Annotated in this window: 19 protein-coding genes and 2 tRNA genes; 9 read left to right on the forward strand and 12 right to left on the reverse strand. The window is 54.9% G+C overall.

The annotated features are described in order from the left end of the window. The 9 genes from ABSG47_RS10000 to ABSG47_RS10035 form a co-directional block, all read left to right on the forward strand. Positions 1 to 379: hypothetical protein (locus ABSG47_RS10000; protein ID WP_424169401.1), on the forward strand; the 379-nt coding region annotated here is incomplete at its 5' end. 206 nt (positions 380 to 585) lie between these two features. Further along, entirely contained in the window at positions 586 to 960 is a 375-nt protein-coding gene (locus tag ABSG47_RS20945) for an ABC transporter ATP-binding protein (RefSeq protein ID WP_481133030.1), read from the forward strand. A gap of 59 nt (positions 961 to 1019) precedes the next feature. Beyond that, on the forward strand, positions 1020 to 1256 hold the full coding sequence (locus ABSG47_RS20950; RefSeq protein WP_481133031.1) for a hypothetical protein: 237 nt from the start codon (positions 1020 to 1022) through the stop codon (positions 1254 to 1256). 209 nt (positions 1257 to 1465) lie between these two features. Beyond that, positions 1466 to 1540 (forward strand) — tRNA-Gly (locus ABSG47_RS10010). A gap of 78 nt (positions 1541 to 1618) precedes the next feature. Continuing rightward, positions 1619 to 1693: transfer RNA gene (locus ABSG47_RS10015), tRNA-Cys, on the forward strand. A gap of 173 nt (positions 1694 to 1866) precedes the next feature. Then, positions 1867 to 3990, forward strand: coding sequence for an alpha-1,4-glucan--maltose-1-phosphate maltosyltransferase (locus ABSG47_RS10020; protein WP_424169403.1), 2124 nt, complete (start codon positions 1867 to 1869; stop codon positions 3988 to 3990). A gap of 34 nt (positions 3991 to 4024) precedes the next feature. Further along, on the forward strand, positions 4025 to 7687 hold the full coding sequence (gene treS, locus ABSG47_RS10025) for a maltose alpha-D-glucosyltransferase (protein ID WP_424169405.1): 3663 nt from the start codon (positions 4025 to 4027) through the stop codon (positions 7685 to 7687). A gap of 64 nt (positions 7688 to 7751) precedes the next feature. After that, positions 7752 to 8939 (forward strand): hypothetical protein, encoded by a 1188-nt coding sequence (locus ABSG47_RS10030; protein ID WP_424169407.1) that lies wholly within the window; start codon positions 7752 to 7754, stop codon positions 8937 to 8939. Between the two features lie 160 nt (positions 8940 to 9099). Then, positions 9100 to 9813, forward strand: a complete 714-nt coding sequence (locus tag ABSG47_RS10035) for a hypothetical protein (RefSeq protein WP_424169409.1) — start codon at positions 9100 to 9102, stop codon at positions 9811 to 9813. On the opposite strand, the gene treZ is transcribed toward ABSG47_RS10035, so the two are convergent. From treZ to ABSG47_RS10095, 12 genes are all read right to left on the reverse strand, one after another. Continuing rightward, entirely contained in the window at positions 9800 to 11551 is a 1752-nt protein-coding gene (treZ, locus tag ABSG47_RS10040) for a malto-oligosyltrehalose trehalohydrolase (RefSeq protein ID WP_424169411.1), read from the reverse strand. The genes ABSG47_RS10035 and treZ overlap by 14 nt on opposite strands. Positions 11552 to 11553: 2 nt before the next feature. Continuing rightward, a complete protein-coding gene (gene treY / locus ABSG47_RS10045; RefSeq protein WP_424169413.1) occupies positions 11554 to 14208 on the reverse strand; it encodes a malto-oligosyltrehalose synthase in 2655 nt (884 codons plus the stop codon). A 58-nt stretch (positions 14209 to 14266) separates the two neighbouring features. Further along, positions 14267 to 14857 carry a DUF892 family protein gene (locus ABSG47_RS10050; protein ID WP_424169415.1) on the reverse strand — a complete coding sequence of 197 codons (591 nt, stop codon included), beginning with the start codon at positions 14855 to 14857 and terminating at the stop codon, positions 14267 to 14269. Positions 14858 to 14949: 92 nt separating this feature from the next. Continuing rightward, a complete protein-coding gene (locus tag ABSG47_RS10055; RefSeq protein ID WP_424169417.1) occupies positions 14950 to 15099 on the reverse strand; it encodes a DUF3309 family protein in 150 nt (49 codons plus the stop codon). A gap of 298 nt (positions 15100 to 15397) precedes the next feature. Further along, positions 15398 to 16864, reverse strand: a complete 1467-nt coding sequence (locus tag ABSG47_RS10060) for an ATP-binding response regulator (protein WP_424169419.1) — start codon at positions 16862 to 16864, stop codon at positions 15398 to 15400. After that, on the reverse strand, positions 16857 to 18992 hold the full coding sequence (locus tag ABSG47_RS10065; RefSeq protein ID WP_424169421.1) for an ATP-binding protein: 2136 nt from the start codon (positions 18990 to 18992) through the stop codon (positions 16857 to 16859). The genes ABSG47_RS10060 and ABSG47_RS10065 overlap by 8 nt, the downstream gene beginning before the upstream one ends. Continuing rightward, the gene (locus ABSG47_RS10070) at positions 18989 to 19966 is read right to left on the reverse strand and encodes a SpoIIE family protein phosphatase (RefSeq protein WP_424169423.1); all 978 of its coding nucleotides are present in this window, start codon (positions 19964 to 19966) and stop codon (positions 18989 to 18991) included. Before ABSG47_RS10070 ends, ABSG47_RS10065 begins: the two co-directional genes overlap by 4 nt. A 35-nt stretch (positions 19967 to 20001) precedes the next feature. Next, positions 20002 to 20403, reverse strand: a complete 402-nt coding sequence (locus tag ABSG47_RS10075; protein ID WP_424169425.1) for an anti-sigma regulatory factor — start codon at positions 20401 to 20403, stop codon at positions 20002 to 20004. Next, entirely contained in the window at positions 20387 to 20782 is a 396-nt protein-coding gene (locus ABSG47_RS10080; protein WP_424169427.1) for an STAS domain-containing protein, read from the reverse strand. The genes ABSG47_RS10075 and ABSG47_RS10080 overlap by 17 nt, the downstream gene beginning before the upstream one ends. A 2-nt stretch (positions 20783 to 20784) precedes the next feature. Continuing rightward, the gene (locus ABSG47_RS10085; RefSeq protein ID WP_424169429.1) at positions 20785 to 21657 is read right to left on the reverse strand and encodes an STAS domain-containing protein; all 873 of its coding nucleotides are present in this window, start codon (positions 21655 to 21657) and stop codon (positions 20785 to 20787) included. A 110-nt stretch (positions 21658 to 21767) separates the two neighbouring features. Further along, positions 21768 to 22064 (reverse strand): hypothetical protein, encoded by a 297-nt coding sequence (locus tag ABSG47_RS10090; RefSeq protein ID WP_424169431.1) that lies wholly within the window; start codon positions 22062 to 22064, stop codon positions 21768 to 21770. Between the two features lie 122 nt (positions 22065 to 22186). Next, on the reverse strand, positions 22187 to 23404 hold the full coding sequence (locus ABSG47_RS10095; RefSeq protein WP_424169433.1) for a glycoside hydrolase family 172 protein: 1218 nt from the start codon (positions 23402 to 23404) through the stop codon (positions 22187 to 22189). Positions 23405 to 23670 lie beyond the last annotated feature (266 nt).

Consider the following 23670-nt stretch of genomic DNA (forward strand, 5'->3'; position numbering starts at 1 on the left):
GGCTAAAAAACATTTTGCTAAGCAAGTTAAGATGTTTCCAGGCACTCCGTTTGACCTTGCCGTAAACCCAGTCGAAGCGCCATTCATGGAAGAGTTGGATGCTTTGCTAACCTCCCAATCTGTTGGATGGGTTCGGCTACCGCCAAAGCCAGACAACACATTGATGGCTATTCTGATTGACGGCAAGGCCTCAATAATTCTGTCCTCTGGAATTGTGCTGGAGGTTGACCAAGACCAAGTCGATTCTCTGAAACCAGCACTCACGGCACTAGGGGAGGCGCTCCATGAGGAATTAGCCCTAAAGAACGTCACGCTACATCTGGTTCCGCCGGGGTCATGGGGGAAAAGAATCCATATCATTATCGGCAAGAGGCAATAGTACAGGCGGCTCCGAAGAGTTTCTGCGCTGTCACGGCAATATGGGTATACCTTACGTGAGGGAATATTTACCTTTAAGTAGTAAACAGCCGATTCAAATGCGTCAGAGATGATATCCACGATTTCATGCCTGCTATCACATGCAATCCGTAACCTGTCACCTGCCCATATACAATCGTGGATGTGCCGGACCAGACTGATTCGCCCATGATTGTTGCCGAAAAGCTGACCAAGACCTACCGGTCAGGCCGGCTTGAAGTTCCCGCCGTTCGTGGCGTCTCATTTTCCATCAAGCGCGGCGAGTTTGTAGCCATCGTCGGCCCCTCCGGCTCCGGCAAATCCACTCTCTTCTATCTGCTCGGCGGCCTTACCCAGGCCACCACCGGAAAGATCGTCATCGACGGCGTGGATTTTGCCACACTGGATGACGCCGAACGCACCCGCCTCCGCAAGCACCGCATCTCCTTCATCTTTCAAAAATTCAATCTGCTGCCCACGCTCTCAGCCATGGGCAATATTGAAATCGCTTACTCGGTAAGCTTTCCATCAAGGGCCGCCTCCAGCACCGTCCGTCCGAGCTGAGCGGCGGCGAGCAGCAGCGCGTCGCCATCGCCCGCGCGCTCATCACGCGTCCAGCCATCGTGCTGGCAGACGAGCCCACCGGCAACCTGGACACCAAAAATTCCGAGGCCGTGCTCAAAATGCTTGAGCGCTCCAACCGCGAGCTCGGCCAGACCGTCCTGATGATCACGCACAACCCCGAGGCTGCGCAGGTAGCAGACCGCATCCTGCACATGCGCGACGGCGAAATTACCAAGATAGAGAACGGCAGCAGCGCTGGCAAAAGCACCGCCGGAATTGCCCCCGCCGGAGCCTGATCGCCGCCGCTGTCTTGAAACGTACGAACTTTAGGCGGGGTCTGCTGAACCCTTAATGGTGGAAGAGTTTTGTAACAGGGCACAACTTGAGTCGTGCCGAAAAGAGCATCAAAAACAGCGGGGCTTTAGCCCCTGAGGGGATGCCGGATCTTTGCACTCGGCAAGTTTGACCCAGGCAGGCCCGATTTGTATACTTGATCTTGCAACAAGCGGGAGTAGCTCAGTGGTAGAGCATCGCCTTGCCAAGGCGAGGGTCGCGAGTTCAAATCTCGTCTCCCGCTCCAATCCGCCCTCCGGCCGCCAGGTCGGAATGGCTACGGTGGATTGGAAGCAGCACCTTATCAGATTGGCAGCCTTGCCAGGGCGCGGTACCCAAGTGGTAAGGGAGAGGTCTGCAAAACCTTTATGCGTCGGTTCGATCCCGACCCGCGCCTCCAAATCTTTCTCATAAATTTCAAGTCTCATCACGCCGGTACAACAAACCCGGAGTTGCCGCCTTGCATCTTTAACTACTGCGGATTTTTATGCGTTTCATACATTCATGTGCGATGTTCGCACTTCGAATGGCCGAAGCCGCAAATGCGAATTTAGCCGTTAAGGGTTGGTGGGAATGAAAGCAGTCCATGGTCGCAGGCGCGTCGTGATTGGAGACGTGAATCCCCAAATCGACGCCGGTGAGTACCCTGTGCGGCGGATTCTGGGCGATGAAGTCAACGTGACGGCAGCCATTTTTGCAGACGGCAAAGATGAGTTGGCAGCTCGCGTACTTTACCGCCATTCGAGCGACTCTCGCTGGCGGCTAGCTCCGATGCTGCCAACAGAGAATGACCTCTGGAGCAGCACATTTCAAGTGGACAAGCTCGGTGCCTGGCGCTTCACCATCCAGGGATGGGTGGACCACTTTGCAACCTGGGCCAAGGATCTCAAAAAGCGCATTGCCGCGCAGAGCCCGCCTACGCCCGAAGATGCGGCCTCAACCGCGTCGGAAAATCCAGAGGTGGGAATCGAGATTGGTGCGAATCCTGCGGCGCAAGACGTTGCGCTTGCGCTTCAAACGGGAGCACTGCTTCTGCATGAGGCGGCGGAGCGCGCGCGACGAAATGACGCCAAGCGCCTGCGAGAGATTGCAGAGAGTTTCGAAAAGCTGGCGGAAGAAAAGCGCGCGATGTATGACGATCCGTGCGATGAGGCGCTCATGGAACTGACGGCGCGCTATCCGGACCTGGCCAATGCCGCCGAGTTAGACACGGAGCTGCCGATCTGGGTTGACCGTGAGCGGGCGCGGTTTTCAGCATGGTACGAGCTCTTTCCGCGATCGGCATCGCCCGTTCCCGGACAGCATGGAACCTTTCGCGATGTGGAGAAACAGCTACCCGAAATTGCCGCAATGGGATTCGACATTCTGTACATGCCGCCAATTCATCCCATCGGACGCGCATTTCGCAAAGGCCCGAACAACGCAACGGAAGCACTGCCCGATGCACCGGGAAGCCCATGGGCCATTGGCGACAGGGAAGCTCAAGCAAGCGCACCCGCGAGCGTGAGCAAGAAGGCCGTCAAAAAGGTCGCAGAAGATCAAGGCGGACACAAGTCGATTCATCCGCAGCTTGGAACGTTCGCGGGCTTCGAGAGCCTCGTCCATTCCGCCAGACAGCATGAAATGGAAATTGCGCTCGACATCGCGTTCCAGTGCTCGCCCGATCATCCCTGGGTGACGGAGCATCCGGATTGGTTCATCATCCGGCCCGATGGGTCGATTCAATATGCCGAGAATCCGCCGAAGAAATATCAGGACATTTATCCGCTGAACTTTGAGTCGCCTGATTGGCGCGCGTTATGGGATGAGCTGTACTCCGTCTTCGAATTCTGGATTCAGCACGGCGTGCATGTATTCCGCGTGGATAATCCGCATACCAAGTCGCTGCTCTTCTGGGAATGGTGCCTTGATAAGCTGCGCAATAAATATCCGGAGACGATCTTTCTCGCAGAGGCATTCACGCGGCCGCATGTCATGTACAGCCTTGCGAAGCGGGGCTTTAATCAGTCCTATACATATTTCACGTGGCGCAACACCAAGGCAGAGCTTGAGAGTTACCTCGAAGAGATTACGCAGCCTCCGATCAGTGATTTCTTCGGCCCGAATTTCTGGCCGAACACCCCGGACATTCTGCATAAAACTTTGCAGGAGGGCGGACGCGCGGCGTTTATGCATCGTGTAATTCTGGCCGCGACCCTGACAGCGAATTACGGCATTTACGGCCCGGCATACGAGCTGGCGGAAAATGCCCCTGCCAAGCCGGCGGCAGGTAAAACCGAATCGGAAGAGTATCTTGATAGCGAGAAATATGAGATCCGCCAGCGCTATCGCAATGCACCGGATTCACTGGTCCCGCTGATTACAAAACTTAACCGGATTCGCCATGAAAATCGCGCACTGCAGTCCAATACGTCATTGCATTTTCATTCCATCGATAATCCGCAGATCATTTGCTACTCGAAGACGACGCCTGACTTCGAAAATACGATTCTGGTGGTGGTGAATCTTGATTCGGTCAAGGAACAAACCGGCTGGGCAAGCCTTGATCTCGATAAAATCGGTTGTTCGCCGAACGAAAGTTTTCTGGTGGATGATCTGTTGAATGACGTCCAATACCCGTGGGGAAGTCACAACTACATTGCGCTTCAGCCCGGCATCAGGCCGGCACATATATTTCTCGTGAAGCGTATAGCATGATGCTCTATTGCACGAACTGTCCGGAGATAAAGGCGTGAAAAAGATTGCCAGTACAACGGATCCACTCTGGTACAAAGATGCGGTTATTTATGAGCTGCACATTCGTGCATTTGCCGATTCAAACAATGATGGGATCGGCGACTTTCAGGGCCTGTTGACGCGTCTTGACTATCTCAAGGAACTGGGCGTTACCTGCATCTGGATTTTGCCGTTCTTTCCATCGCCGCTGCGCGATGACGGCTATGACATTGCAAACTACACGGATGTGAATCCATCGTATGGAACGTTGAATGACTTCAAGGCGTTTCTGGATGCCGCTCACCAGCGTGGCATGCAGGTAATGATTGAACTCGTCATCAACCATACGAGCGATCAGCACCCGTGGTTCAAAGCTGCCAAGCAGGCTCCTCCGGGATCGCCGGAGCGTGAGATGTATGTCTGGTCAGACACCGACCAGAAATACAAAGACGCGCGCATCATCTTTACAGACACGGAAAAATCCAACTGGACCTGGGATGAAACTGCGAAGGCTTATTATTGGCATCGCTTCTTTTCGCATCAACCTGATCTGAATTACGACAACCCGCAGGTGATGGAAGAAGTTCTGACAGCGATGCGCTTCTGGCTCGATATGGGCGTAGATGCGCTGCGCATGGATGCGATTCCGTATCTTTGTGAGCGCGATGGAACAACATGCGAGAACCTGCCTGAAACACACGTGGTTATCAAGAAGTTGCGCGCCGTGATCGACACCGAATATGCCAACCGGCTCATCCTGGCTGAGGCAAACCAATGGCCTGCCGATGTGCGCCCATACTTTGGCGATGGCGATGAGTGCCACATGGCATTTCATTTTCCTCTGATGCCGCGCATTTATATGGCGCTTCGGCAAGAAGACCGGCTGCCAATCAGCGACATCATGGCGCAGACCCCGCCGATTCCCGACAACTGCCAGTGGGGATTGTTCCTGCGCAATCATGATGAATTAACGCTCGAGATGGTGACAGATGACGAGCGCGACTACATGTATTTCGCTTATTCGGCGGACCCGCGCATGCGCGTCAACGTGGGTATTCGGCGGCGTCTGGCTCCGCTGGTGGACAACAATCGCCGCCGCATTGAATTGCTGAACTCGCTGCTGCTCAGTTTTCCGGGAACGCCGATTCTTTACTACGGCGACGAGATCGGCATGGGCGACAACATCTATCTTGGCGACCGCAATGGCGTGCGTACGCCGATGCAGTGGACATCGGATCGCAACGCAGGGTTCTCCAAATGCGATCCGGCGCGGCTTTATTTTCCAGTGGTGATGGATCCGATTTACGGCTACCAGGTTGTGAACGTGGAAGCGCAACTCAGTGACCAGTCGAGCCTGCTGCATTGGACTCGCAACATGATCGCTCTGCGCAAGCTCTTCAAGGTATTTGGCCGCGGAACGCTTACATTTCTCAATCCCACGAATCGCAAAGTCCTCGCTTATCTTCGCGACCTCGATCTGGACGATGGGTTTCGTGAAACTGTGCTCTGTGTTGCCAACCTTAGCCGCTTCGCTCAACCGGTATCGCTTGATCTATCGGAGTACGCCGGCTATGGGCCGGTGGAGATGCTTGGCTACGTGCCGTTTCCCACAATCACCCGCGAACCGTATTCCATCACGCTCGCACCGTATTCGTTTCTATGGCTGGAATTGCAGGCTGTCAGCCCGGCCATAGAGGATCTGTCGGTAGATCTAAACATCGAAACATCGGCATCGCTTGCGGCCGAAGGCTTCTCTGCTCCCGCGGGCTTCGCTGGAGGCTGGGCAGAATTTTTTGCGAGTGCCGGCGCAGCGATGCTTGAGCCTGCTCTTCGCGATTGGCTACCCAAGAAACGCTGGTTCGGTGCAAAGACACGCACAATTGAGTCGGTGCGTGTTCGCAACTGGACCGAGCTATCGATGAAGCCGAAATCAGGTGACTCTTCTGAAGATGGCACAAACAAATCGTCGGCGATTCCTCCCGCGCTGGTCTTCTTTGACGTCTCGTACTTTGAAGGCAAGCCGGATGTCTATCAGATGCCGCTGGCGATAAGTACCGGTGCGGACCTGGATGAGATTACTGTGAATCACCCGGAGAGCATCGTTGCAAAACTGACGACTGCCACGGGGCTGGCCATTCTTCACGATGCGCTGGTCCGCGCAGATTGCCGCGATGAACTGCTGAAGATGATCGCGAACAAGGCAACACTTCCTGTTCTGGAAATCGGAACAGCGGCGCAGGAAGCTGCCGCGACGCCGAAAACACCGGCAGTTGGCGAATCGGAGACACCCGCTGAGATCATTTCTGCTGTATCGCCTGCGCCGCTCAGCGCCCAGCCTGGAGAAGCCGCCGCACCTCCGCGCTCGGACACGCCGCCAAACCAATCGTCAAATGCCCAGCCACTGCAACCACATGAATCTCCCTCCATAGGTGATGCGCCTCCTGAAGGAAGCCGCTTGGCCGCACATGCATCGAGCGCGTTTCCCGCCCTGAGTGCGCAGCAGCTCTCTTCGCGCGTCGGCTCTGCGGAACAGTCGAACACGTCCATCTTGTACGGCAAGCAGCTATTCCTGAAGATTTACCGGCGACTGCAGCCGGAAGAGAATCCTGACGTAGAGATTGGACGTTTTCTAACCGAGGTCGCGCACTTTCCAGCAATACCGCCCTTTCTCGGTGAAATTTCAATCGACTCAAACGATGGCGTGAAAACAACTCTCGCCATACTGCAAGGAATGGTCCAGAACGAAGGCGATGGTTGGGAGTGGTTTCTGAAAGAGATCTCCAACGGGATTTCAAGCGTCTCGGAAAAGTCTGCTTCAGAGGTCTTGCCCGCTTCAACCTGGCTCAGCGAACGCAAACCTATTCCGAAATCACTCGAATCTGTAAGCGCCACACTTGAAGCAGCGGCGCTACTTGGCAAACGCACCGCCGAGCTGCATCTCGCGCTCGCCAAAGGCACAGATATTCCGTCTTTCGCCCCAGAGCCGCTGCGGCAAGAAGATCTGGCACGCGATGTGGAACGCATTGAAGCACAGATCAAGTCCGTCTTCGATGCTCTTAAATCCAGGCTTCCAAAGCTGGAAGATTCCATCTGCGATCGTGCCGCGCTGCTGCTCTCTCGCAGGCCTGAGCTCATTCACCGCGTGCGTCAAATGGCAACAGCAAAAACCTCCGGACAGCGTATTCGCATCCACGGCGACTATCATTTAGGCCAGACCTTGCGTGTAGCTTCTCTCAATGCTGGCAAAGACGCCTTGTCAACGGGCCAGGGCGATTTCATGCTGATCGATTTTGAAGGTGAGCCTGCCCGTCCCATTGAGGAGCGGCGCAAAAAGCAATCGCCTCTGAAGGATGTAGTCGGTATGATGCGCTCATTTTCTTACGCTGCCTTTGCATCAATCGCCCGCGCTGTTGCTGCGGGCGGCAGTGAGGGGCTTGCAACGAATCCCAACGCTCTGGCAGACTGGGCGAGGTTATGGCAGCACACAGCGACCACCGAATTGCTTTCGTCCTATCGCGAGCGCATGGCAGCGAATCCGGCTCTGTTGCCCTCGCCTGCTGACGCTCAGATACTGCTCGATGGGTATCTGCTTGAAAAAGCGCTCTATGAAGTGCTTTATGAACTCAATAATAGGCCCGCCTGGGTCCACATTCCAATAAATAGCATCCTAACTTTATAGGATCTATTTACAGTAAGCTGCTTGTTTGCTTTGATCCTCATGCGTTAAATCTTTCCGGAGAACAATGGCGACGACGAGCCCAGTACCTGAAGAGACTTCGATTGCCGAACGATCGACGGCCGATCTGCTGGTTCTGGTCGGCGCCATGCCGTCTGAGCAGTTCGCCAGGGCTCTCGCGAATCTGGAAGTAGCTTTTGCTCCCGAAAGTGTAATTATCGCGACGTCGAATGACCTGCCTGGTGAACCCCGCAGGCTGCGAATGATCTCAACGCAGCAATCCAGCTCGGGATGGGCATTGACGCCAACCGATTTTGTAAACGCCGCCCAACATGGGCGCGAACATGAAGCGCGTGCGATTCTGCTGCTTGGCCCAGGCGCGGATTCTCTCAGCCCGATGGCATTGCGCGGTCTTGCGGATGCTGTTCTGAAGACATCCATCGACCTCGCAATGCCGTATTACTCGCTACCGCCGCATGCTGGCCTGATCAACTCAGCCATTCTTTATCCGCTCACGCGGGCGGTCTTTGCGTCGCGTGCGCGATTTCCGCTCGCAATTGATCTTGGTTTGTCGCCTCGGATGGCAGAACAACTTGCTAATGTTGCGCAAAGCATTTCCCCGGCAAACCAGACCGAAGCGCTGCTGTGGCCGATCAATGAAGCGGTCGCAGCCGGATTCACCATTGACGAAGTCGATGTTGGGCCACGCGCAATGCCGCAGCCATCTGATCCCGATATCAACTCAATTCTTTCGCTGATCACGGGTTCATTGTTCGGAGATATCGAGGCAAAGGCCGCGCTCTGGCAGAGGCCGCGGCGGCCGTCTCCAACTCGCCACATGACAAATGAAGCTGTGGAACCGGAAGGCGCCTCTGACGTTGCGCGCATGGTCTCGGCGTTTCAACTGGCTTACGCAAATCTGCAGGAGATATGGTCGCTCGTTCTTCCGCCAAATTCGCTGCTCTTGCTCAAGCGGTGTTCCGTGCTGGACGCTGCATCTTTTCGCATGCCTGACAATCTTTGGGCGCGCGTTGTTTATGACTTTGTGATTGCCTACCGGCTTCGCACCATCAACCGCGGCCACTTATTAGGCGCGTTGATTCCGTTGTATCTTGCCTGGGTCGCGGGCCATATCAACGTAACGACATCCGGAATCCCCGCAGAACGCCATATTGAAGCTGTCGCTGCTGCATTTGAAGCGGACAAACCCTACCTGGTCGCGCGCTGGCGCTGGCCCGACCGATTTAATTCATGATTCGTGATCGCCATTGCGCTAAAAGCTGGTAGTGGATTTTAGCGCAACGGTGAAAGGAGCGAAATCGATGCTACATATAATCGATAATGCACTTCAGCAGGCAGACATAAATATGCCAGCCTCTCCAGGGAGCTTCGACAACGCTTCCATTTGGCACCACATGTCTGAAGCGTTGCATCAGTCACTGGATCGCGTGCTTACGCAGCTCATCGCGGTGCTCCCGGGACTTCTTGCGTTTTTTGTTTCGCTGGCCATTTTCTCTTTAGCCGGCTTATTGCTTTCCTGGCTGTCGCGCCAGTTACTTGGCTGGGTGAAGTTTGACTCGCGAGTCACGCATACGATCAAAAGCGATTGGGCGCCATCCAGTTCTCCATCTGAGATTATTGCCCGTGCTTTGTTCTGGGGATGCGTGCTGCTCGGGCTCATCATTGGTGTTTCTGCCTTCGATACGTCCTACGCGACTGGTGCAGCTCTGCCAATTTCATTGCTGCCATATCTGACTCATGCTGTGGGCGCTGTACTGTTGTTGATTGCCGGCATTCTGATTGCGCGATTCCTTGCGCGCTCGGTTCTGATCAGCGCTATCAATGCGCAGTTGCAATACGCGCGAATTCTTTCGCTCGGCGTAAAGTGGCTGGTGCTCGTTCTGACTGCGGCAATGGTGCTGGACCATCTTCAGGTGGGCGGAAACATCGTCGAACTGGCCTTTGGCATTCTCTTCGGAGGAATCGTTCTTACGCTCGCCCTTGCCGTGGGCCTGGGATCGCGTGATCTGGTCAGCCGCTCACTTGAGAGTCGCGTGGAACATGCCGGCGAGCGCACCAATATCCCCGACGATGCCACGACCGCGAGCAGGACGATCAGGCATTTCTAACAGAGTGTTCTTTCAACACAACGATCGTGTCAGGCAGCAGGTTGACGGCATGTCCAGCGATTTTGATTTCGCCTCTTGAGGCAAGCACCATGCTGGCTGGCTGCGAAACAGTGAGCAATTGTTCCTTCTGGCCCAGATTGCAAATCACCGTTATGGTTCCACGCTGTATGCATATCCATTTTGCTGCCTCGTCGTATGTCGCTCTCGTATTGCCGGCAGAGCCATCATTGAGGCACGGCGTACTCCGCCTTAGATGGATCAGCGCACGATACCACTCCAGCATCTCAGCGTGCTCGCCATCGTTTATCTCTCCCCACTTGAGCTTTGAGGTTTCGAATGTAGTAGCGCTCTCCGGATCGGGGATCGATTGAGGATTCCATCCAAATACGGAAAACTCTTTCTTTCTCCCGTCAGAAACCAGGCGAGCCAGTTCCGGATCATCGTGGTCTGCGAAATATTGGAACGGAGACGACGCAGCCCATTCTTCGCCCTGAAATAACATGGGCACAAAGGGGGCCAGAAGGAACATTGCAGCGGCAATCTTCGCGCGATTTATACCGGCAGTATGATTTATGCGATCGCCCACCGCGCGATTGCCCACCTGATCGTGCGTCTGGATATAGCCAAGGAAGCGATGTTGCGAGAGTGCGCCTGTCAACCGGCCATGTATACGCTTGCGGTGGTGTGAATAAAGTCCGTCGTACACAAAGGTATGTGTCAGTGCTTTAGCCAACTGTGCCAGCGTTCCAAAATCTTCATAATAGCCGACTCTCTCATTCGGATGAAGAACAGCAAACAATGCGTGATGGAAGTCGTCACTCCACTGCGCATCAAGTCCCAGTCCCCCTGCTTCACGCGGCGTCACCACACGCGGATCGTTGAGGTCGCTCTCGGCAATGAGGACAAGACGCCGCCCAAGAGCCGCCTCCAACACTTCGACATCAGTGGCGAGCTGTTCCAGAAAATGAATTGCCGAGCGATCGACAAATGCATGCACAGCATCCAGTCGAAGGCCGTCAATGTGATAATCGCGCAGCCACATCAGAGCGTTATCGCAAAAAAAACGCCGCACCTCATTCGACTCAGCGTCTTCAAGATTTACCGCTCCACCCCACGGTGTATGGTGCGCTTCTGTCACGTATGGGCCAAATATTCCCGTGTAATTTCCCGCAGGCCCAAAGTGGTTGTAAACAACATCTAGCAGAACGGCCAGGCCCTTTACATGCGCCGCGTTCACAAAGCGCTTTAATCCATCGGGGCCGCCATACGGCTCATGCACGGCGTAGAGCGCCACGCCGTCATATCCCCATCCGTGATCTCCTTCAAAAGATGCCACCGGCATCAGCTCAACATGGGTGATGCCCAGGCGAACCAAGTGGTCCAGGTGTTGAATGGCCGCATCGAATGTGCCCTCCGGAGTAAACGTTCCGATGTGCAGCTCATAGAGAATGCTGCTGGCAAGAGGGGGCGCTTGAAACTTTTCGTCAGTCCATGAAAATGCATCGTGGTCATAAAGACGCGAAAGGCCATGCACTCCGTTCGGCTGCCATGCTGAGCGCGGGTCGGGATAAATCTTTGGATCGTCATCGATCAGAAAACCATAATCGACTCCTGGTCCAGCGTCAGAGTGCCATCGCCGCCACTTGTGCGGATCGGGTCCTTCCATAATCTGCATAACACCATTCATGCTGATCGACACACGCTTCGCAAAAGGAGCCCAGACCGAAAATATATGCATATTTACTCTTCACCCCTCACCAGAAGCGCCACTGGAAATCTCCGCAACAGGTTTTGCGCCCGCAGTGAGCCGCCATCGAAACTCTCACCGGTCAGGAGATTGTTCCAGCTTCCTTCCGGGATCTGTACAACAGTCGACGCAAAATTTCCACCGAGTCTGGCGTTCCATCGGCTCACGATTACAGCCACCGACTCTCCGCGAAGGTATGCAATCACATGTTCCTTTTTTGATCCTTCCACAGCAAGAGGACGGTAGGATGAATTTCTATCGAACCATTCCGGTCTCTCTTTCCGCAGGTGTAATGCTTTGTGGATCACCCACAGCTTCGGCAATCCGCTATCGATTCTCTTGAGAATCTCTTCAACGGGCATTCCTGCCTGAAGCTCAACCAGCATCGATCGTCTGACATCGTAGTCAACGGGGCCGCGATTGTCGGGATCGACCAATCGAAGGTCCCATAATTCGCTCCCTTGATATGTATCTGGAACACCGGGAGCAGTGAACTTGATCAAAGTTTGCGCCAGACTGTTGATTCTGCCGGGCAGAAGAACCTGTGTAACAAAGTTCTCAAGCTCTGCAACAAATTGTGAAGCATCCAATATCTGTTCAATGAAGTGATGCAGTGCGTCTTCAAACTCCTTGTTCTGCTGCGTCCAACTGGTATTTTGCTTTGCTTCGCGTACTGCCTTCTCCATGTATGCCGTTATGCGCTCTTTTGAAATGGGCCATGAGCCAATGAGCGTTTGGTAGAGAAAATATTCTGTGTTGGGGTCGGGAAAGCCGCCTGTTTTAAACTGACGGTTCATTCGCGACCAGCGGCGCAGCGATCCGCGCCATTGGCCTGGCATCTCCGTTAGTACCGCCAGCCGTGCGCGCACATCGTCTGACCGCTTTGTGTCGTGCGTTGAAAGGGTATTCATTGTTTGCGGATGATCCGCATGCATCTTGGCGCAATATGCATGAAACTCATCCAGGCTCACGCCGTTGCGGCCCGGCGCCGCACCAACTTCGTTCAAACCAATCATCCGGTTAAAGCAGTAAAAGACGGTATCTTCCACGCCCTTCGCCATGACAGGCGAAGTGAATTGCTGAAAGCGGAGCAAAAATTCTGCCTCTTTGTCTCCACGCGATTGCAGTGAGAGAACATCGCCGATGAAATCGAATAACCCCGGATCAACGTCTGTTCTGCGAGTCTTTGCCATCGATACAGCATTGCCGATTTCGCTTCTATCCTCATCGGTGATTTGATTTCTCTGCGGGATCACATAGGTTCTGTACACCGCGAAGCAAGCCGCAACTTCACGGATGGCTCGCCTGATTTCCGCGCGAGTGTAGTCCCGCCGGTCGCGATTGTTCTCGCAAATCTCCACGAACTCTTGAGCAAGGCGGTTCACATCGCTGCCTAAAGTTTCCTGCTGTATCGTGAGCTTTTTTGCATGGGCAAGCGCCTCAAAGTCCTCTGATTCGCCTGTAAATTTCTGATATACGTCGGTGATCTCTTTGAGCCCTTCACTATAGATCAGGACTCCATTGCAAATATTCAGAAAGTCATATCCGGTGGTGCCGTCAATTGGCCAGCTGCGGCGTAGAAATTCTCCAGGCTGCAAAATTTTTTCGGCCAGTATCCAAGATACTGGAGCGCTCGCGCGCAATCGCGCAAAGTATTCTTCCGGATCGCGTAAGCCATCGGGATGATCCACGCGAACACCATCGAGAACGCCGCTGCGAAGCCACTCGTTAATTCGTAGATGGGTTGCGTTGAAGACATGCTGGCGCTCGACTCGTAAACCAATGAGAGTGTTGATGTCGAAAAAACGCCGGTATCCAAGCTCCTGATCGGCAGTTCGCCAATAGGCCAATCGGTAGTGTTGAAGGTTCAAGATGGCATCGAGCGCATCAGAATCTCTGTTGAGAACGCCTACAGCATTTGTAATCGCTTCCGATCCGCCAGGATTCTCCTTGCAGAAGCGATGCAACAGCTCATAGAGGACTGTCTTGTCGCGGTGGCGCGCGGCGCGCAGTTCATTCTCATCCGTCCCAGGTAACGGAAGCCGCGCGAGAGTGTCGGCTATGAATCCGAGTACAGGCGCATTGATTGTTTCCGCCGCCATGGACAAAGGAATTGCAAGAGAGATCGGGGACAACGGGAAAGCATGATCCATGTAACGCACTTGAAAGCATTCGCCATCATAGTCGATGGCAATCTTGCCCGCGCTCAACTCACGCCCGTACTGATCGCTCAATACAGGAATCAGCACCTTGTTTTGCAGCTTGACCTCAGCCGAATTCCAATCGATATCGAACCAGCTCGCAAATCGGCTCGATGCGCCATTTTCCAGTACATCCCGCCAGTATTTATTTCCCGGACCAGTGGCCATGTGATTGGGAACAATGTCGAGAATCTGGCCCAGGTCAAGTTCTTTTAGCGAGGCACAAAAGTGCGCGTGTCCCTCCTCTCCTCCAATCTCGACGTTTATTGTCTGCTGATCGACAACGTCATAGCCATGTTGACTGCCTTTGGCGGACTGGAGGTATGGAGAGCAGTAAACGTGTGAAAGTCCTAGTTCTTTAAGATAGCCAGCCACCTGCGCGGCGTCGGCAAATGTAAAGCCTGCATGAAGCTGCAACCGGTAACAAGACGCAATCGTCCCCATCATAGTTTCATTGGATGCTATGCAGCCAACGATGTTTGCGGCCCGCGCCTGAATTAGGCCGTCAATGGAGAAGTTTCTTTACATGCACTTCAGATGTATTTACCGGTCCTCCGGGAAAATTATGAATCTGAGGCTGCGTATCCGTCTTCACGGCCTTTGGATTCACTCTGGCGGCAATCGCGGACAACTGCCGCGTAAGACGGCCTTCTACTCGCAAAATCTCATCGAATATCGGAACTTCCTGATCGTGTCCCAGATCCTGCGCGTACTGGCGCACAGCGCCATGCGTAGCGATCTGAAAATGCTTGATTCGCTGCGCAGCCACAACCAGAACCGCATCGCGAACGGAAGGATGCCCAGCCGCTTCGACCAAGTCTTCCGCTTCATCGCACAGCGCGTAGACAACTTTGCTTTTCAGTGGGCTGGATCCTTCCACCGAGTGACTTAGCATTTCTCTGAGCGCGCCCGAGTGCGACTCACTTGCATGAATCGATGCCTGAAAAAATTCAATCAACTCAGGATCTGTCGCGCTTTCACGAAAGAAAGGAAGCTTGATTGCGATCATCTCTTCGCCGGAAAGCAGCAGGCGCAATTGTCGGATGTAAAGTGCGGAAAGATCGGGAATCTTTTCAACGAGCAGTTTTATGTTCATGGCTACCTCCCGGAAAACCTGGCCGCACTCCTCATCGTGCGCCTGCGTCTTTGCGAAGCAAGACACTGTAAGGCATGCGGCTTGACGACCGCTTAGAAGACCCGGAGCAACATAAGAATCACGAGGATCAGCACGATCAAGCCGAGACCTCCGCTTGGGTATGGTCCCCAGCTGCGGCTATACGGCCACGCGGGAATAACGCCGATGAGCAAGAGGATCAGAATAATCAGAAGTATCGTCATGGTTGGCTCCTTGCAAGTTACGTGTTCTTGTGATCGAGCCTGATCGTATTGGATCGCCCTATCGTTTAATTCGGATGACGATGCGCCTCTTTTAGTTGGCTTTCAGCCGGATTGCGTATAACTGCTGTCCAATGGTTGAAAGTTGATCTGTTGCGCCTCTGATGCGAGCTAACTGGAATAAGTTGCGTGAGCACGCTACCCCCGGATCACGCGGCGGCAATCGATTCTTATTCTGAATCATTCAGTTAGAGCTTCTTGGAGACAGGACTATTCGTGTCAGAGAGGCTGAGTTAGCCAGTTAGACTATATCGTCCGGTCCGCGCTGGGGTAGAAACACGTCGAATAATGTGCCTCTGTAAGAGCCCTCTGTTCGAGATCGTGCGCGAATTCGCCCGCGATGTTTGGCGATGACCTCCGTGGTCAGCCACAGCCCGATTCCTGAACCCTTCAGGCCCTTGGTGGTGTAAAAGGCGTCGAAAATGTGCGGCAGCGTGTCATGCGGAACGCCGCAACCGGAGTCGCTGAAGATAAAGCGCACGCCTTTACGCAATGTCTCGGAGTCTGTCGTGTCAATGCAACGGACGCGCAAAGTTCCACCGCTGTCTCCAATTGCGTCCAATGCATTCGAAACCAGATTGCTGAATGCCTGCCGCATTTCGCCAGGGTGAACCCAAACGGGGCGGGAAGATTTGAAGTGCGCGCGGAGCTCGATGTGGTTGACAATCATCTGTGGGCGAAACATGGAGAGCACGCCCTGCAGAAGATCTGTCCCATCGGTAAGCATGGGCTGCTTTGATTCACGGTGATAGACGAGAATCTGTTTTGTGATCTGACTGATTCGCTCAAGCTCGGTCAATGACTTTGCCGCAAATTCGCGATTCATCTCATCCAGAGACGGGCTATGGTGAATCAGATACAGCAGGTTTGCAAGGGCTTCCAGCGGATTATTGATTTCGTGTGCGATGACATGCGCAAGGCGCCCCGTCGCCGCAAGGCGCTCGGTCATCTTCAGCGTTTCCTGCAGCTTTCTTTGGTGAGTAACTTCGGTTAACAGCAGAATAGAACCATCTTCCTGTCGTGGATCTTCGCTTATCTGGTCGTAGCGCACACGAAACCAGCGGCTGCCGTAAGCAAGCTCCACAGGCTGGCCCGGCGTTTGATTGGCAGTAAATTCTGCAAAAGGAATGTCGAACCGAAGCCCAAAAACTTCGGCGACTGTTTTGCCCACCGCTTCGGAATGGGTGAGATCCAGAAGCCGCAAGAGCGACTGGTTCACGCGAATTACCACACCGTCGGAGTAGACGAGCGCCAGCCCATCGCTTAGCGCGTCAAACGTGGTTTGCCAGTGCCGCGCTGAAAGCCGGGACGACATTTCAGCTTTTCGCAAGCGGATCAACGCATGGACCTGGGCAATCAGAATGGCGGGAGACACAGGCTGCACAAGGTATGAATCGGCGCCGCCTTCGAGTGCTTGTGCTTTGCTCTCGTCGCTGACGAAAGATGCGGAAATCTGAAGGACCGGAATCATCGATGTCGCGGGGTTGGATTTGAGGCGGCGGCTGAGATCGTATCCCAGCATGTCCGGCAGATTCACGTCTGCAATGATGACATCGGGGTCTTCCAGGGCTTTCGCCAGGCCTTCTGCGCCGGTCTTAGCTTCTGTAACCCTATAGCCCGCGCCGGAAAGAATGCGGCGGAAGACGTAGCGCGTTGTTTCCTGGTCGTCAATGACCAGGATGCGTCCGCTATGCGGCAACTCAGGCATCTCTGCTCTTCTCGGCCTCGGCATGTGCGGTAAGGGCATGCATTAGCTCCCTAAGGCGAATAGCTGAGTCGGGAAGGGTAAGAGCCTGTTTCGGAAAGATAGATACGAACTGCTCACGGAAGAAGCGCAGCTCCGCCTCATCAAATGTTTTGGTGGAGTGTACGACAACCGGAATCCGTGCCAGCTCTGGAGTGTTTCGCAGATCGCGAAGGACCTGTGCTCCGTTGAGATCCGGCATATAGTAATCCAAAAATATAAGCGACGGCTTAATCTCATTTGCCAGGCGCAGCCCCTCTCGCCCATCCCGAGCTTCGAACATTTGGTACTGGCCCTCCGCAATGTTCTCGCGCAGCAAATAGCGCGAGACCTCATTATCGTCAACCATTAGGATGCGCAATCTGGCGGAAGCGGAGGTAAGACGTACAATTTCGCCAATCATCTGTTCCGGCACAAAGGGCTTGGTCAGGAAAGCGTCGGCTCCGAGTCCGTAAACGCGGTGCTCATCATTCACCACGCTCATCACCAGCACGGGAACCGATCGTGAATTAGCCTTCAACTCGCGCAGAAAATTCCATGAAGTATCGGAACGAAGCAAAACGTCGAGAATGATTGCGGCTGGAGTGATCCTGGCCAGCACTGCCTTTGCATCTTCCAGGGCAGCGACTGCGTACGTTTGAAAGCCGGCATTATTCAAATAGCGGGAATAAACAAATGCCGTCTCCGGGTTGTCTTCAACAATCAGTACCAGCTTTTGTTCCGGTCTAATCTCGGGCAGCGTGAGCTCTTCGGTTCGAGCCGCTCCGGGAAAGACAATAGGCACAATCAGCCGGAAGGAAGACCCGATACCAACAGTGCTTTCGACTTCAACCGAGCCGCCGAGCAGGTGCGCAAGATTGCGCGAGAGCGGCAAGCCCAGGCCTGTGCCCTTCACTCGCTTTTGTAAATTGCTATCGACCTGAGCAAACTCCTCAAAGATAATGTGTTGATCGCTCTCGGAGATGCCGATGCCCGTGTCCGTCACAGAGAACTCGATTCCATCGTCATGCAGGCGAGCGCGGACGCGGACCTCGCCCCGAGGCGTGAACTTGATGGCGTTGGAGATAAAGTTGCGGAGAATCTGAGAGATCTTCTGCTCGTCGGTAAACAGTGGCGGCAAATGATCGGCATGCTCAAAGACCAGATTGAGAGAATTATCGGCCAGAAGCGGCTTGAGCATTCCACGCAAGGCTCCGAAAAGTCCCGCCACTTCAAAGGTCGAGGGCTTCACCTCCAAACGGCCGGCTTCCACCTTGGCCAGATCAAGCAGGTCGTTGACCATTTCTGCAAGTTCTTTGGCCGATTGCTGAATGAATCGAAGCTGCTGGTCCTGTTCGGGCGTCAGGTCGCCATCCATGCGGTCAAGCAACATCCGGGTGAGCGCCAGCATGGAGTTGAGCGGCGTGCGAAACTCATGCGACATGTTGGAAAGAAAGCTGCTTTTCAGCTCGGAGGCGCGCCGCAGATAATCTGCGCGCTCATCGAGCTCTGCATACAGCGCCACAACGCCGCGATTGGTATCCTGCAGCTCCGCGTTGATGCGCGCCAGCTCCTCTTTCCGCTCCCGCAGCTCATCGAGCGTCTTCATCAGCTCTCGATTCTGGATCTGTAATTCATCCAGCGGCGTGGCCGGGTAGCGGCGCGCCAGCATCGTGGAGATACTTTGCAGGACTTCTGAATCGATTGAGCGGCTTTGCGCCGGGAGCTGTTTGCCGAAACCCACGCGAGTGCCGGACGAGCTGGAATCGATGGAGAACTCATCCATCAGGCGCTTGGTGCCGAGAATGCCCATGCCCATGCCGGTCGGGGAACGGTAAGAGCCGCTCATGACCCGGTCAAGGTGAGGAATGCCTCCGCCTTTATCGGTGACAATGATTCGAAAGATGCCCTTTTCCGGATCGGCCTCATAAGAAACATTGCCCCCGCGTGCATAGCGAAAGGCATTGCGCGCAATTTCAGAGGTGGCAGTAGTAATCCGAATCTGGTCGTGATGATCGAATCCCAGCGCTTCAGCAATCGACCGGGCTCTCTGACGGGCGCTCACCACGTCCTGCTCGCTTGCCAATTCTATGGAATGGAGCTTGTGGCTCATGCGGCATCTCCGCCCAGCGATGCAAGCATCACCGTTGCATCATCCCGATGTCGGCTGAAATCCCGGTACAGCAGCCCCGCGATCAGTTGCGGATGGCGAACCTGCAACCCTGGATAGGAACTGAGTGCCCATTTTGTGCCCACTCCGTCTGAATGCATCACCAGCATGGAACGGGAATCGAATGGGTAGCTGAACTCCTGAACGCGCGGCAAGACAGCGCCCAGTGTGCCGTTTTGCGAGATCGCGTTTCGCACCGCCGCGCCGCTGACGATGACTGTGCTGATATTGCCTACGCCGGAACAGACCAGAGTCTGGCGTTCGTGATCGGCCACAATCACGCTCATGGCCGCGACACGCGTCTTTTTCAAGGCATAATGGGTTCTGGTAATGATCTCCGATGCGCTCTCGCCTGCATGCGCGCGAACGGTCTGGATGGCTTCCTGGGCCGCTTCAGCGGCATGTACTCCGTGTCCTAATCCATCCACCATCATGTAAACCGACCTCGATTTGCCGGGAAGAGCAAGAAATCCATCGCCGCAAACAGCTTCGCCTTTCATTGGAATGTTGACTGCCCCGTATAACTGGGGCGCGGCAGTCGTACCCATCTGAAAGCGGCTCCAGAAAATTGTGCCGCGATCCGGCAAAGAATACAGAGACGACACATCCGAGAGCCGCTGGACCGCGCCCAATCCCTGCCCCGCGGTTCCGATGGTGGAATAGCTGTCCTCAAATGCCCGCGAGATATTGTAGATGCCGGGGCCGTTGTCAAGCGCCAGCAAATCCAGATACGAGCCGTTTTCGCCTTGCGCAGCGCAGATCAGGAACTCGCCGGTATGCGCATGCAGCACAACATTGTTAGCGGATTCAGTAACGGCAATGCCGATGTCATTCCGCCGTGATTCAGAAAAACCCAGTGACTGCGCAGCAGCCAGTGCCGCACGCCGGGCCTCCCCAATAGAGCTACGATCGGTCATCGCAATAGATCTATGCGTATGGCGCAAAAATACCGCTACTTCCAGCGAGTGACCGTTACGGTGGTACCCCGCCCAGCCTCGCTCTTGATTTCGAACTCGTTCATCAGTCGTTTGCTGCCGCTTAACCCCAGCCCCAGGCCGCTGCCGGTAGAGTATCCATCGCGAAGTGCCAGTTCTATATTCGCTATTCCGGGGCCCTCGTCTTCAAAAGTAAGCCGGATTCCTCTGCGAACGCCATTTTCTACCAGCTCCACCTTCATCCTGCCGCCCTTGCCGTGCTCAAGGGTATTGCGCGCCAGCTCGCTGGTAGCCGTCACCAGCTTGGTCTGATCCACCAGGCTGAATTTCAGATCCATTGCCCACTGCCGCGCCACCTGGCGAACCCGCACGACATCGTTGGAGCTGACGATTGGATGTACGTCACTCTTCAGAACCATCGCTCTCCTGAAGTCCGTCATCCTTCTGGATATATCCCCGCAAAAGCTCCATGCCCCGCTCTACGTTGAGCGCCGTTCGAATGCCGGGAAGCGACATACCCAGCTCGACAAGGGTAATGGCCACTGCGGGCTGCATGCCGGTAAGCACAGTCTGCGCGTCCAGCACGCGCGACATGGCTGCGATATTGGCCAACATGCGCCCTATGAAAGAATCCACAATTTCCAGCGAGGAAATATCGATGAGCACTCCTCGCGCAGCATGTTTGGCGATCTGAGCCGTCAAATCTTCCTGCAGAGAGACTGCCAACTGGTCATGCATGTCGACCTGAATGGTCACCAGCAGACAATCTCCCATCTTGAGGATGGGTATCCTGTCCATCGCTATGCGTCCTCATGCTTGCTTGTGGATTTAGCAGCCGACTTGACGTTCACAACCGTCTTGCCCAGCCGGGTCTGGGCCAATGCAAATGCGTCTGCCAGCTTGGCCTTGGTCTGAATATCCACCAGATCGATGCCCAGGTGGACAATGGTCTGTGCAATGGCCGGCCGGATGCCGCTCAAGTAGCAGTCCGCGCCCATCAGGCGGGCCGCCGTAATCGTCTTGATCAGATGCTGCGCCACCAGCGTATCCACGGTCGGCACGCCGGTAATATCGATAATGGCAATCTGGCTGTTGGTTTCAACAATCGCCGAAAGCAATGACTCCATCACCACCTGCGTCCTGGCGCTGTCCAGCGTTCCAATCAGCGGAAGCGCGAGCACGCCATCCCACAGCTTGACCACCGGGGTGGACAGCTCAAGCATCTCCTCCTGCTGACGAACAATGACCTGGTCGCGGAACTCCGTCGCGCCGTCCACGGTCTGCACCGCCAGCCGGTCTAGGATGTTTCCCACATCCCAGATTTCTGTAACAAGCTTCGCGGGTTCCGACTTGAGCGCATCCCGTAAAGAATTAAAGACAGGCTGCTTGAGGGAAAGAACGAAGAGCGCCGTTTCGCCGGGAGTAAATCCCTGCTCCATCCTGGATTTGGCGATTTCCTTCATGTACTCGCGCGTGCTGAAAAACGCCTCGGAATGCGGGTCCGTGCTGGATTCAGCGGCATCGGTAAAGAGCCGCAAAAACTCGGTTGCCTGCTGCTTCAGTTCCACATCGCCCATCAAATCGCTGCGCCGCGTAGTGGAAGCCATCTCAGCGATCCAGCCGGCAAGGATGCTGCTTTCGTTCTTTCGAATCACTTCATGAAATGAGCTCATTGGACATTCGCCTCTGTAGAATTGCCGAGCCTAATACCACTGCATCGCAGGAAGCCGTCGATGACAAGCGGGCAATCCATCGCTGACAAGGCCTGCCACCTGTTGAACTTTTACAAAGAAACCAGCAGTCCCACCGCCGCCACCGTCATAATCAGCGCACAGGCCCATCCCAGCACCTTCATGGCCCTGGAATTCACCCTGCCTCCCATCGCTTTTCGGTCGCTTGTGAGCAGCACCACCATCCCCAACTGCGCACCCGCAACAGAGTAAGTGGAAATTCCCGATGGATCATCATCTGCCGCCCCAGTGATCAGCCCTGGCCCAAGCCCTTTCAAATACTTGACGACACCGCCCTTGAGGCTGCTGAACGCGTCATTCTTTGCAGGCATCGGCTCCGTTGGAATCACAGTCACTCCTTTCGTGGCGTCTCCAGAGCCTGACGGAATGACGACACCGCCCTGCGAGTTCTAATGATTCTCCTTCTCAATGAGTTGGCCGTTACACCGGAATCAGCGATGCTCCGCCGAGCCTACTTCTTGGGCGGATTCGCGGCGGGCCCATCCACCGCAATCAGCCGCGGAACACGATCCTCAGGCTTGGGCAGCGCGGGAAACGGCGCATGCGGCTCCGTCTGGTACCAATACGCTACGGTGTAAAAGTTGTCCGAGCGATGGTTGGCATGCCCATGCTCTATCGTCACGCGAATCGACTTCTCAAACGTGATTGGACTTTCCGTGTGCCAGCGATATAGACAGTAGCGTCCGCCAATCTTCTCCGCGTCCTTCATGTACGGCGCGCCGTTGTGAGGATACGCAAATTCTTTTCCCCAGAAATCCCATGCGCCGTTGTAATAATCCTCCGTGCCCGTGCCGTTAATCGTTGGCAGCGCATCGCCATCGATAAAAATCATGTCGTCGCCCTCGCCAAACCATCCATCCTGGTTCTGGATGACGGCATGCGTCACGCCCACAAAGTGTCCGCGTCCCGTGGCCTCGAGAAACACATAGTTCCCCTCGCCATTCAGGTTCTTCTTGTCGTTCACCAGTGGGTCCCCGTTATGCAGCCAGTCGTTCGTCCAGCCTTTGCATGGCGCTTGCTGCCGGTACTGCGCGTGGAAGCGTCCTGTATCGTGCGGCAGCGAGCCAAGCGTCACATAATCCATCGCAAAGTAGAGGCTGTTCGTGCGGATCGAGCCCTCGTTCGTCACCGTGATCTTCGCCGCATTCGCAAACGGCATCTCGAAGTACGCATTCAGCGCCTTCATCGGAGCCACGGTCAGCAGCGCGGATTGATAGATGAAATACTCGCCCAGCCCCAATCCAAAGAAATCACCGATCGGTACTTCCACAGACGGCGTGCTCTCGCCATCCCACCACGCGCGCAGCACCAGGTTCTTCAAATGATTCGGATCCTTGGAGTCGATCGTGAACCATATATGCGTCACCACGCCCGCGCCCGTCACATCCAGCAGCGTGGCCGATTGCCCCGGCTCCACGCGCACCGCGTCTCCGTTGCCGCCTGTACGATCCCAGCTCGACGAGCGCCGCGCCTTGTAGCTCCGCAGCTTCGAAAGCGAAAGCACTTCCTCCGCGGCCGCATGCATCTCGCCCGAGGTCGAGCCTGCTGCCGTACCCTCAGCCGTACCCGGCGCAGCATTCAAGCCAAGCATCGCTCCTGCCGCTGCCATCGTTCCCAGCAACTTGCGCCGTGTCGGCGTATTCCGCAAATCGCTCCCCAAATCGCTCATGATCCCGATTCCTCGCAAGCCTGGTTTTAGCCGCGAAAAAATTTCACAGCCAAAAATACAAGCCATCATATCTCAGCGGGAGTAATGAACGAGGCGCTTCATAGGGATGCGCTTTGAATGGCTTTGTAACAGGGCGCATGTGCCCCATCCATGCGCGTTTTTTGCGCATGGATGGGGCAGCACTCCCGCCAACTCACCGCGAATAGGCTTTGTAACAGGGCACGACTTCAGTCGTGCCGAAACAGCCCAAAAAATGAAATTGGGCT

The sequence above is a fragment of the Occallatibacter sp. genome (assembly GCF_049510455.1).
In the GTDB taxonomy this organism is placed as follows: domain Bacteria; phylum Acidobacteriota; class Terriglobia; order Terriglobales; family Acidobacteriaceae; genus Telmatobacter.

Bases quoted from the DNA above. Each gene is read 5' to 3' on its own strand.
- ABSG47_RS10075 (WP_424169425.1), bottom strand. From the start codon at position 20,403: ATGGTTCTGAAGAGTGACGTACATCCAATCGTCAGCTCCAACGATGTC.
- ABSG47_RS10080 (WP_424169427.1), bottom strand. From the start codon at position 20,782: ATGGACAGGATACCCATCCTCAAGATGGGAGATTGTCTGCTGGTGACC.
- ABSG47_RS10035 (WP_424169409.1), top strand. From the start codon at position 9,100: ATGTCTGAAGCGTTGCATCAGTCACTGGATCGCGTGCTTACGCAGCTC.
- treY (WP_424169413.1), bottom strand. From the start codon at position 14,208: ATGATGGGGACGATTGCGTCTTGTTACCGGTTGCAGCTTCATGCAGGC.
- ABSG47_RS10070 (WP_424169423.1), bottom strand. From the start codon at position 19,966: ATGACCGATCGTAGCTCTATTGGGGAGGCCCGGCGTGCGGCACTGGCT.
- ABSG47_RS10065 (WP_424169421.1), bottom strand. From the start codon at position 18,992: ATGAGCCACAAGCTCCATTCCATAGAATTGGCAAGCGAGCAGGACGTG.
- ABSG47_RS10030 (WP_424169407.1), top strand. From the start codon at position 7,752: ATGGCGACGACGAGCCCAGTACCTGAAGAGACTTCGATTGCCGAACGA.
- ABSG47_RS10085 (WP_424169429.1), bottom strand. From the start codon at position 21,657: ATGAGCTCATTTCATGAAGTGATTCGAAAGAACGAAAGCAGCATCCTT.
- ABSG47_RS20945 (WP_481133030.1), top strand. From the start codon at position 586: ATGATTGTTGCCGAAAAGCTGACCAAGACCTACCGGTCAGGCCGGCTT.
- ABSG47_RS10020 (WP_424169403.1), top strand. From the start codon at position 1,867: ATGAAAGCAGTCCATGGTCGCAGGCGCGTCGTGATTGGAGACGTGAAT.
- ABSG47_RS10095 (WP_424169433.1), bottom strand. From the start codon at position 23,404: ATGAGCGATTTGGGGAGCGATTTGCGGAATACGCCGACACGGCGCAAG.
- ABSG47_RS10055 (WP_424169417.1), bottom strand. From the start codon at position 15,099: ATGACGATACTTCTGATTATTCTGATCCTCTTGCTCATCGGCGTTATT.
- ABSG47_RS10050 (WP_424169415.1), bottom strand. From the start codon at position 14,857: ATGAACATAAAACTGCTCGTTGAAAAGATTCCCGATCTTTCCGCACTT.
- ABSG47_RS10060 (WP_424169419.1), bottom strand. From the start codon at position 16,864: ATGCCTGAGTTGCCGCATAGCGGACGCATCCTGGTCATTGACGACCAG.
- treZ (WP_424169411.1), bottom strand. From the start codon at position 11,551: ATGCATATATTTTCGGTCTGGGCTCCTTTTGCGAAGCGTGTGTCGATC.